At 57.4% G+C, this 9,938-nt stretch carries 9 protein-coding genes; 3 read left to right on the forward strand and 6 right to left on the reverse strand.

The window, feature by feature from the left end:
- Nucleotide 1: 1 nt before the first annotated feature.
- From PHA01_RS20960 to PHA01_RS20980, 5 genes are all read right to left on the reverse strand, one after another.
- Nucleotides 2-1,177, reverse strand: a complete 1,176-nt coding sequence (locus tag PHA01_RS20960; protein ID WP_271898283.1) for an alpha/beta hydrolase — start codon at nt 1,175-1,177, stop codon at nt 2-4.
- 825 nt (nt 1,178-2,002) lie between these two features.
- Entirely contained in the window at nt 2,003-2,557 is a 555-nt protein-coding gene (locus PHA01_RS20965; protein ID WP_271898284.1) for a sarcosine oxidase subunit gamma, read from the reverse strand.
- Nucleotides 2,550-5,528, reverse strand: coding sequence for a sarcosine oxidase subunit alpha (locus PHA01_RS20970; RefSeq protein WP_271898285.1), 2,979 nt, complete (start codon nt 5,526-5,528; stop codon nt 2,550-2,552). Before PHA01_RS20970 ends, PHA01_RS20965 begins: the two co-directional genes overlap by 8 nt.
- A gap of 4 nt (nt 5,529-5,532) precedes the next feature.
- The gene (locus PHA01_RS20975; RefSeq protein ID WP_271898286.1) at nt 5,533-5,889 is read right to left on the reverse strand and encodes a sarcosine oxidase subunit delta; all 357 of its coding nucleotides are present in this window, start codon (nt 5,887-5,889) and stop codon (nt 5,533-5,535) included.
- Between the two features lie 24 nt (nt 5,890-5,913).
- The gene (locus PHA01_RS20980) at nt 5,914-7,167 is read right to left on the reverse strand and encodes a sarcosine oxidase subunit beta (RefSeq protein WP_112532315.1); all 1,254 of its coding nucleotides are present in this window, start codon (nt 7,165-7,167) and stop codon (nt 5,914-5,916) included.
- A gap of 399 nt (nt 7,168-7,566) precedes the next feature.
- Here PHA01_RS20980 and rpsU point away from each other — a divergent pair, with 399 nt between their 5' ends.
- The 3 genes from rpsU to PHA01_RS20995 all read left to right on the forward strand — a co-directional run bounded on the left by rpsU (nt 7,567) and on the right by PHA01_RS20995 (nt 9,424).
- Nucleotides 7,567-7,818 (forward strand): 30S ribosomal protein S21, encoded by a 252-nt coding sequence (rpsU, locus tag PHA01_RS20985; RefSeq protein WP_112532314.1) that lies wholly within the window; start codon nt 7,567-7,569, stop codon nt 7,816-7,818.
- Nucleotides 7,819-8,081: 263 nt separating this feature from the next.
- Nucleotides 8,082-8,819 carry a tetratricopeptide repeat protein gene (locus tag PHA01_RS20990; protein ID WP_417020999.1) on the forward strand — a complete coding sequence of 246 codons (738 nt, stop codon included), beginning with the start codon at nt 8,082-8,084 and terminating at the stop codon, nt 8,817-8,819.
- Nucleotides 8,819-9,424 (forward strand): NAD(P)H-dependent oxidoreductase, encoded by a 606-nt coding sequence (locus PHA01_RS20995; RefSeq protein WP_271898288.1) that lies wholly within the window; start codon nt 8,819-8,821, stop codon nt 9,422-9,424. Before PHA01_RS20990 ends, PHA01_RS20995 begins: the two co-directional genes overlap by 1 nt.
- Nucleotides 9,425-9,481: 57 nt before the next feature.
- On the opposite strand, the gene PHA01_RS21000 is transcribed toward PHA01_RS20995, so the two are convergent.
- A partial coding sequence (locus PHA01_RS21000) for an NAD(P)(+) transhydrogenase (Re/Si-specific) subunit beta (protein ID WP_271898289.1) occupies nt 9,482-9,938 on the reverse strand: 457 nt, incomplete at its 5' end.

Raw genomic sequence — 9,938 nt, forward strand, 5'->3', positions numbered from 1 at the left:
TTCAGGTAAGGCCACCGGCTGCATCAAGCGGCGCACCACTTTCCCGATAGGTCGTCACAAGATCCCTGAATTCGAACGGGCCCTGCACGAACATCCCCATATCGTAAGGGTTGCGGATTTGTGCGCCCTTCAGAAACAACAAATGCATCTTGAAGAAATTGGCCTTCGCACGCGCATAGCGTGTAGCACTGTGAATATTCTTGAAACGGACTTGCCGGATAATCGGCTGGTCGAGCGGGGTTATTCCAAGAGCAGTTGCGGGATTTGACTTATAGAAATGAATGATATCGGTGACAGACTGAAATTCGGCCCAAAGCACCGGTGTTTCCTGGAAGACGACCCTTGTGTCTTCGCGCAAGCTCGTCGCCCGCGGGTGAAAGGCGATCATCAGCAGGCATGAGCCCGCGGCCAGCAGCGACACGGGCTTTTGTTTTAGAAGTTGCGGGTTGCTGCGCCAGACGTCGGCTATGGCCTCCACGGCAGGAACCGTCCCAAGGCTATGCGCGACGATCACAACCTCATCTGCATCAGTCGTTTGCAATTTATGCACGAGATGCTCCGCAAACTCGCGTCTGCGTTGCAACAGTCCCGGGTTGCGGTGGTGAATACGATCGGAGGCGGCGGTCCAATCATCTAGCAAATAGGAGAAGAACACCTTGTCGCCTGGCCAACGGACCAGCAGCCGGCCGAACAGCAATGCCAGCGGTATGGTCCAGATCAGATGTAGTGCGTTGAACCCGACCAACAGTGGCAACAGGCCAAAGCAGATTGTCACCAACGTAGTGAAACAGGCGAAGGCAAACGGCCATAGGAAGAAGATGCAGAACCGCCAACTCGTCCAAAGATAGCGAAAGAACGTACCACTCAAGATAATATCGAGGAATGCCATGAGCCCCGTGGCAAAACGCGTCGCCACGTTTCTCGCAGCATAGGCGTCGAAAATATCGGCGCTGCCATATTGCCAGAATTCCGTCTCGGTCTGCCAGTTTGCGCCGGTGGTTTCGATATGCATCGAAGCGATGTTCTGCCCCTCGGCCAGCATCGGTCCGGTCTTCGTCTCCGCGTGCCAGAGCCGGCTGAAGTCAGCAGAGCTGTTCAAATATCGGCCGCGCACCTTGTCAGGATGCAACCCTTCATAGCCGGTAAAATTGATAACCAGACGCTTTCTAACAGCCATACCGATTCTCTATGCGAAGAGACCGCGTAAGACTGCAGCCACCGGGCATCTCATTGGGGCGAACGGCGGCGCAATTGTGGTGGACCGTCCAAAGTTGAGCGCCACTAGCATAAATTTGCCGAGGCTGCATAGTTCTCCAGTGTAGCCGAGTGTGAGCAATGGCCAATTGAGTGGATAAGTTTGGGTGCAAATCCAAATGGCCCCTCCCCGTCGCTTCGCTCCGTCCCTCCCCACAAGGGAGAGGGTAAGACCGTCGCAACTGTCATCGCTGCACACGCGAAACAGGTGACGCTGCAGGATAAGCGCTGTTACCCTCCCCCTTGTGGGGAGGGACGGAGCGAAGCGACGGGGAGGGGTTCTTCTCGTAATTTCAGTTACTTCAAAAAATAATCGTGGCTACTTATCCACGCCCTCCAAACCTGACTTATTCTTCTCCCCGTCCTTTCCACGGGGAACTGCTTCCGGAGCCGTTCGAAGTGGGGAGAGGATCGGCGCCTCCGATGGCGGGTAACGGACCCGCTGTCCGGGGAAGTTCTGTCCAAGGGTTCCCCTGCCGGTACTACGACTGGCGTGTGCTGGACGAGCACTTCGAAAGGGGCTTTCGGCAGTGGGCGAAGCAATTCACCCAAAGCCGAGGCCTCCCAAGCGGAACGGACGGGATCAAAAAACGCCGGACGGGCGGTCTTCGGATCGCATTATTATTCTACAAAGACGCGCTTCGACGACCGCCCGTCTTCCCAACCATTCAACGGCCAGACTCGGGATGAGGGCGTGGCAAGGGGAGAGCACACCCGGTTCTTTGACATACGAAAAATCAGAAGTGCGCTAGATCGCAACGTCTCGTGCGGATTCCTGCAAGAACGCATAGGCGTAATTCGAGAATGACCGCCAGCATTCGACACGGAAAACGTCTTCACCGGTCCGCCACAGGACGATCTCGATCTTGCCGAGGACTGTCCGCGACGCAGCCCCCACGGGGAAAGCCTTCAGCGACAAGTCCTGCGGGCAACCTCCATTGACCACAGCATCTGCGCCCTTGCCAGCCACGATGATCCCGACATTGCGATGTGAAATGTCGACCGCCGAATTCAGGACTTTCGCCTTGGCAAGATCGGCAACAACAGCACTATCGGCATTGTCGATGATCAGCCATTCGTCCGGGCCAAGCCAAAGTACGGCACGGCCGCCGTTGGACGCGGAAGTCTTCGGCTTCATGGGCAATGTTATACCCAGCGCCTTGGACAGCGCGCTAACGGCATTATCCCTGGCGCGAAGCGAAATACGGGTCGCGTTGTCCGCCAAGGTGACCGAGACGGAAGCGACATCAAGCTGGCCCGCTTGCAGCGGATGACGTCGTGTTGCCTGGACGATCTCAACCATTCAAGCGCTCCCCCTTCTCATCGAAAAATACCGTGCCGGTGACTTCCACTTCGATCACGCCATTCGGCATCGGTACATACAGCGTCTCGCCAAGCCGCTTCGATCCGTCGATCACCAGCGCCAAAGCAATGGAGCGCCCGCAATTTTCCGACCAATAGGACGATGTCACGTGACCGATCATGGTCATTGGCACCGGCTGGTTCGGGTTAGCGACAATTTGCGCCCCCTCTTCCAGAACTGTCGTCGGATCAACCGTCTTCAGACCGACAAGCTGTTTACGGCCATTGGCCACCAGGTCCCGGCGCAAAAGGCCGCGAATGCCAACATAGTCCGTCTTGTTCTTGCCGATGGCCCAGGTCAGCCCAGCATCCTGCGGTGTGACAGTACCGTCCGTATCCTGTCCAACGATGATATACCCCTTCTCGGCGCGCAGGATATGCATCGCTTCGGTGCCATAGGGTGTCAGGCCCAAAGGCTTGCCCCGTTCGTAGACGGCTTCCCAGACGGCCCGGCCATAGTCGGACGGCACGTTGATTTCATAACCCGTTTCGCCGGTAAACGACATGCGGAACAGCCGTGTCGGCACACCGCAGATTGTCCCCTCGCGCACGCTCATATGCGGCATGGCCTCGTTGGACATATCAATGCCTTCGACCAGCGGCGCAATGATCTCGCGGGCCTTCGGGCCTTGCACGGCAATCACCGCCCATTGTTCGGTCGTCGAAGTCAGCCAAACATCGAGATGCGGGAATTCCGTCTGGAGATAGTCTTCCATATGATGCATGACGCGCGGTGCACCGCCCGTCGTCGTCGTCACATGGAAACGGTCTTCCGCCAGTCGGCCGACAACGCCGTCATCGTAGATGAAGCCGTCTTCGCGCAGCATGATGCCGTAGCGCAGGCGTCCGACGCCAAGCTTTTCCCAAGGATTGGTATAGAGCAGCTCAAGGAATTTCGCGGAATCGGGGCCAACCACTTCGATCTTGCCGAGCGTTGATGCATCGAAGATGCCAGCCTGATTACGCACGGCGACACATTCGCGATTGACCGCAGTGTGCATGTCTTCGCCCGCCTGCGGGTAGTACCAGGCACGTTTCCATTGGCCGACGTCCTCAAAGGCAGCGCCCTGCGTCTGGTGCCACCCGTGCATGGGCGTGCGGCGTGTCGGATCGAACAAATCATGACGGGCGTGATTGACAATCGCGCCAAAGGTAACCGGCGTAAACGGAGCGCGGAATGTCGTCAGACCCACTGCGGGGATCGGCCGGTTCAGGGCCTCGGCAGCGATGGCGAGGCCATGCAGGTTCGAAGTTTTGCCCTGATCGGTCGCCATGCCATTGGTGGTGAAGCGCTTGACATGCTCGATCGAGTGCATGCCCTCACGTACTGCAAGCCGTACATCCTTGGCCGTAACGTCGTTCTGAAAGTCGACAAAAGCCTTGACAGTTGTGTCGGCGCCGGCGCCGGGCGCCGAGCCGATCATGCCGCCGATCCAATTGGGGCCGCCGGTCGCGACGATAGGCTTGCCCTTGCCTCCGCCCGCCGCAAAGGCCTCGTCCAGTGTTGCCTGTAAACCGTCGGTGCCATTGCAGGCTCCTATCGAAACGCAATCCTGCGCGTAGGTGCCGGGCAGGAAGCGCTCGTTTGCGGCATCCCACGCGACCTTGCCACGGGACTGCGAAAACAGATGAACCGATGGCGTCCAGCCGCCGGACATGATCAACGCATCGACGGCGACCTTGCGTTCGCTACCGCCCCTCGTCGGCTGGATCGAAATCGACGACACACGCCGCTTGCCACCGGCACTGAAAACGGCATGACCGGTCAGAACTTCGATATCGAGCGAGCGGGCAGCATCCACGACGGCCGGTGTTGGATTGTCGCGCGTATCGACGATTACTGGCACGTCGATACCGGCGCGCTTGAGATCGATCGCCGCCGCATAGGCTGAATCGTTTGAGGTGTAGACACCGACCTTCCGACCGATGGCGACGCCATATTGATTGAGGAATATTCGTGATGCCGAAGCGAGCATGACACCCGGGCGATCATTGTTGGCAAAGACCATTTGACGCTCGATGGCGCCCGTGGCCAGCACGACCTTCTTCGCCCGAACCTGCCAGAGCCGCTCACGCGGCATATCGGACGCCGGATTGCTCAGATGGTCACTGATGCGCTCTACCAGACCGACGAAATTCTGAGCGTAGTAGCCAAACGCCGTGGTACGAGTCAGGACGTTGACATTGTCCATCGCGCGCAATTTCGCGATCGCTGTAACGGCCCATTCAAAACCCGGCAGACCGTCAATGATGACATCGCTTTCATAACGCAGTGCACCGCCTGGCTCGGCTTGCTCGTCGCAGATTATCACGCTCGCTCCGGTCGACGCTGCGCTGAGAGCGGCAGTCAGGCCAGCGGCACCCGCGCCGACAACCAGCAAGTCGCAATGAGCAAACCGGTTGGAATAGCGGTCTGTGTCTGACTCGCCCGGAACCACGCCGAGCCCCGCAGCGGCGCGAATCTTCGGCTCGTAAATCGTCTTCCAGGCAAACTTCGGCCACATGAAAGTCTTGTAGTAGAAGCCTGCAGGCAACATCGGCGAGAACACATCGTTGATCGCGCCGACATCGAAGGTCAGCGATGGCCAGCGGTTCTGTGATTTGACCTTGAGACCGTCGTAGATCTCCTGCACCGTCGCTCGCACGTTCGGCTGCTTACGCGACTTGTCGCGTTCGATATCGACCAGCGCGTTTGGCTCTTCGCTGCCGGCAGAAAGAATGCCACGGGGCCGGTGATATTTGAATGAGCGGCCGACGAGATGAATACCATTGGCGAGCAGAGCTGAAGCCAGCGTGTCGCCTTCGAGGCCGGTCAGGCTCTGCCCGTCGAATGTAAAGCGAACTGTCTTCGCCGGGGTCAAACGCCCTGCGCCGGGGATACGGTTGCTGCCGGAGTGGGTAGAGGTGCTCATTGGCTTATACCTCCACTTTCTTGGCACGGGGGCGCTTCGTTGCGGGTGGTTCGGGCTCCGCAGCAGCCGGTGACAGCAACGTGTCTATATCAGGACGCGGGTCGCCGGCCTTGTAGACCGTCAGGAATTTGTCCGAGACGGAATCGCGCACCGCATTGAAGAACCGGCCGCACCCATGAATATGCCGCCAACGTTCGAATTGCAGCCCCTTCGGATTCTGGCGAAAATAGAGGAACCCGGCAAAATCGTCGTCAGACTGCTCGATGATCGGATTGGCGCGCACGAGATGCGCTTCCCCGGCATTGCGGAATTCGAGTTCCGGGCGCTCTTCTTCGCAATAAGGGCATTTGATGAGAAGCATCGTTTCTATCTCGTTTCTTGAAAATCAGTGCGCAACGGCAGCGGCGGCGGCCTCGTCGATGAGGCGGCCGGTGGTAAACCGCTCAATCGTGAACGGCGCATTGATCCGGTGCGGCTCATCGCGAGCGATCGTGTGAGCAAACACGTTGCCCGAGCCCGGCGTCGCCTTGAAACCTCCGGTGCCCCAGCCGCAATTCACATAGAGCCCGGACACGGGGGTCTTGGCCAGGATCGGCGAGCGATCCGGCGTCACATCGACAATGCCGCCCCAGGAGCGCAGCATCTTCAATCGTGTCAGAACCGGGAACATTTCGCAGATCGCGTCGAGCGTGTGGTTGATGATGTGGAGACCGCCTGTCTGCGAATAGGACGTGTATTGGTCGGTTCCCGCGCCGATGACCATCTCACCCTTGTCTGACTGCGAAATATACGCGTGAACCGTGTTGGACATGATTACGCAGGGGATAAGCGGCTTGACTGGCTCGGATACCAGCGCTTGCAACGGATAGCTTTCAAGCGGCATGCGCACGCCGGCCATGTTCATAATGACGGAGGTATGACCAGCTGCCACAACGCCGACTTTCTTGGCATTGATCGGGCCGCGATTGGTATCGACCCCCACAACTGCTCCGTTGGGTGCACGGCGAATCCCGGTGACTTCGCAATTCTGGATAATGTGAACGCCGCGATCCGCTGCTGCACGGGCGTAACCCCAGGCAACAGCATCATGCCGGGCAGTGCCACCACGCCGTTGCAGCGCTGCACCGATTATCGGATATCGGGCATCCGCTGAAAGATTGATGGGCGGGCAGAACTCCTTGACCTGTTCCGGCGTCAGCCATTCATTGTCGATGCCGTTGAGCCGGTTGGCATGGATATGGCGTTTGAACACCTGCACGTCATGGATGTTGTGCGCCAGCATCATCACGCCGCGCGCCGAATACATCACATTGTAGTTGAGGTCCTGACTGAGACCTTCCCAAAGCTTCACAGCGTGCTCGTAGATGCCAGCGGATTCGTCATAGAGATAGTTGGACCGGATAATTGTCGTATTGCGACCTGTGTTACCACCGCCGAGCCAGCCTTTTTCGAGGACAGCGACATTGGTGATGCCGTGCTCCTTGGCAAGATAGTACGCAGTGGCAAGCCCGTGCCCGCCCGCGCCAACAATGATGACGTCATATTCCGGCTTGGGTTCGGGCGAACTCCATTGCTGATCCCAGCCTTTATGGGCACGCATAGCCTCGCGGGCCAAGGCAAACACCGAATATTTCCGCATCATTCATTCCCAGCAACTTGGCCCAGCAATTGAGCCATCGCAAAGCGATTGTTCGAACGAGTTTACTTGCATGGCCTGTTCAGAAATCGACATCGATTTTGAGAGCGAGGCCCATGCTTTTATGCATCAGTATCGTATCCGCTTAAAGCTCTTTTGCCATTTTGCGACGGAGATTGGCGCTGCATGCCGGTTAATCTAAAATTACGAGAGACAAGGACATTTCTGTCCGAATATCCGCCATTGCCCGCAACAGGACCATGGACATACCCCGAACTTTCTGATAATGGCCACCTTAGTTTGCGATGGATGACCGTCGCGAAGTCTGGTTTGTTGTCCCATAATCAAGGATTGGGGATTGAGGTCAGGCTCAACGAAATTCTAAGAGATACAGGATAAAACGTGCAGGTACTCGTACGCGAAAATAATGTTGATCAGGCTCTCCGCGTTCTCAAGAAGAAGATGCAGCGCGAAGGCATGTTCCGCGAAATGAAGATGCATGATCATTACGAAAAGCCTTCTATCAAGCGCGCTCGCCAGAAGGCAGAGGCAATCAGCCGTGCCCGCAAGCTTGCTCGCAAGCAGGCCCAGCGCGAAGGCCTTCTTCCAATGCCTGTGAAAAAGACGCCGGTTCGCGCTTCAGCGGCTCGTTGATCTTCGATTCATCGACGCCTTGACCCGATTACGGGGTGGAGTGGCTAGCGTCACACCGCCCTTTTTCGTTTGGTGCCATCGGAACAATAAAGCCTCCACGGCTTTTCATTGAACGGGACACATAAGACATGACACATCCGGTTGAACTGGCCTCACATCGCGCAATCTGGGCGGCCCCTAAGGCAGTACGTGTCACGGGACTCGTCATTGCCTCTGTTCTCACGTTTGCGATCGCCGGATGCCAGAGCACCTCGACCACCGACATGACCGGTATCGACAAGGCGCAGGGGTCCACCGAGAATATCAGCTCGCTCAACGACGTTATCCGCAACAATCCAAAAGATCCGGAAGCCTATAATGTCCGCGGATCGGCCTATGGTCGTGCCGGCAAGAACAGTGACGCAATCAAGGATTTCAATACGGCGCTGCAGCTCAACCCCAATTTCTACCAAGCTTACGCCAATCGCGCGCTCGTCTATCGCAACATGGGCAACACGGCACAGGCAGCGGCGGACTACAGCAAGGCAATCCAGATCAATCCGCAATACGATGCCGCCTATATTGGCCGGGGCAACCTTTATCGCCAGCAAGGGCAACTGGATCAAGCTCTGAATGATTTCAACCAAGCCATCCAGTTGAGCACGACAGACGCACGCGCCTATCACAACCGCGGCCTGATCTATCAGGCGCGCAACCAGCACAAGCAGGCGATCGAGGATTTCTCGACGGCAATCTCACTGCAGCCGGATGCAGCGGAGCCGTATAACGGTCGCGGCATTTCCTACGTCGCGCTTGGCGACGATGACAACGCCTTCGATGATTTCAATACCGCAATCAAACTTGATGGTGACATCGCAGAGGGTTGGGCCAATCAGGCGCTGATCTATGAACATCGCGGCGACAAAGCCCGCGCTGCGAAATCCTATGCTAGGGCCGTGCAATTGGATCCCAATTACAAGCCCGCACGCGACGGTCTGGCTCGCACGCGCAAGACTTCTTGATGCACGCCAAGGGCAAACGCTTTGTCGTTGTCCTGGCTCATCCGCTTAAGAATAGTCTTTGTGCGCATCTTGCATCTCTCGCCGCTTCGTTGATTACTGACGCAGGACACGATCTGCGGGTCGTCGATTTGTATGAGCGTGATTTCGATCCTCGCCTCACGTCAAGCGAACGGCAGAGTTATTATGCCGAGCATGATGCAAGTGCCGTTGCCGAGGACGCGGAGGTGCTTCGTACCGCCGATGTGCTTGTCCTCATCTTCCCCACATGGTGGTTCGGGCTTCCCGCTATTTTAAAGGGCTGGATCGATCGGGTATTCGTGCCCGGCGTGGCCTATGATCACACGCCTGATTTTGGCCGCATGATCCCAAAGCTTACACAGCTGCGTTCCTGCTTTGCAATCACAACTCTTGGCTCGCCCTGGTGGATCGACTGGTTCATCATGTTCCGCCCCGTTCGGAGAATCCTGTCCCGCGCCATCATTGGTACATGTGCACCGAAGGCCCGTTTTTCGATGGTGTCACTTTATAATGCAGAGAAGATTGCCGCCGGTAGACTGGCCACCTTCGAGAGACAGCTTAAACGGAAACTGCAGATACTGATCTGATCAAAACAAAAGGCCCGCCAAGTCTGGCGGGCTTTTGTTAATTCGAATGATCCGCTGTCAGTGGTCGAGTGCCTTGACGATATTTTCGACCATTTTCTTGGCGTCGGCGAAGAGCATCATGGTGTTGTCGCGGAAGAACAGTTCGTTCTCGACGCCGGCATAACCCGACCCCATGCCGCGCTTGATGAAGAGCACGGTGCCCGCCTTGTCGACATCGAGGATCGGCATGCCGAAGATCGGCGATTTCGGGTCGGTCTTGGCGGCCGGGTTGGTCACATCATTGGCGCCGATGACGAAGGCGACGTCGGCCTGGGCGAATTCCGAGTTGATGTCCTCGAGCTCGAACACTTCATCGTAGGGCACATTGGCTTCGGCCAGAAGCACGTTCATGTGCCCGGGCATACGGCCGGCGACCGGGTGAATGGCGTATTTGATCTCGACGCCCTCGGCTTTGAGTTTGTCGGCCATCTCGCGCAAGGCATGCTGGGCCTGCGCCACCGCCATGCCGTAGCCC

The organism is Candidatus Phyllobacterium onerii (assembly GCF_028331445.1).
Lineage (GTDB): Bacteria > Pseudomonadota > Alphaproteobacteria > Rhizobiales > Rhizobiaceae > Phyllobacterium > Phyllobacterium onerii.

Bases quoted from the DNA above. Each gene is read 5' to 3' on its own strand.
- PHA01_RS20960 (WP_271898283.1), bottom strand. From the start codon at position 1,177: ATGGCTGTTAGAAAGCGTCTGGTTATCAATTTTACCGGCTATGAAGGG.
- PHA01_RS20965 (WP_271898284.1), bottom strand. From the start codon at position 2,557: ATGGTTGAGATCGTCCAGGCAACACGACGTCATCCGCTGCAAGCGGGC.
- PHA01_RS20970 (WP_271898285.1), bottom strand. From the start codon at position 5,528: ATGAGCACCTCTACCCACTCCGGCAGCAACCGTATCCCCGGCGCAGGG.
- PHA01_RS20975 (WP_271898286.1), bottom strand. From the start codon at position 5,889: ATGCTTCTCATCAAATGCCCTTATTGCGAAGAAGAGCGCCCGGAACTC.
- PHA01_RS20980 (WP_112532315.1), bottom strand. From the start codon at position 7,167: ATGCGGAAATATTCGGTGTTTGCCTTGGCCCGCGAGGCTATGCGTGCC.
- PHA01_RS20990 (WP_417020999.1), top strand. From the start codon at position 8,082: ATGACCGGTATCGACAAGGCGCAGGGGTCCACCGAGAATATCAGCTCG.
- PHA01_RS20995 (WP_271898288.1), top strand. From the start codon at position 8,819: ATGCACGCCAAGGGCAAACGCTTTGTCGTTGTCCTGGCTCATCCGCTT.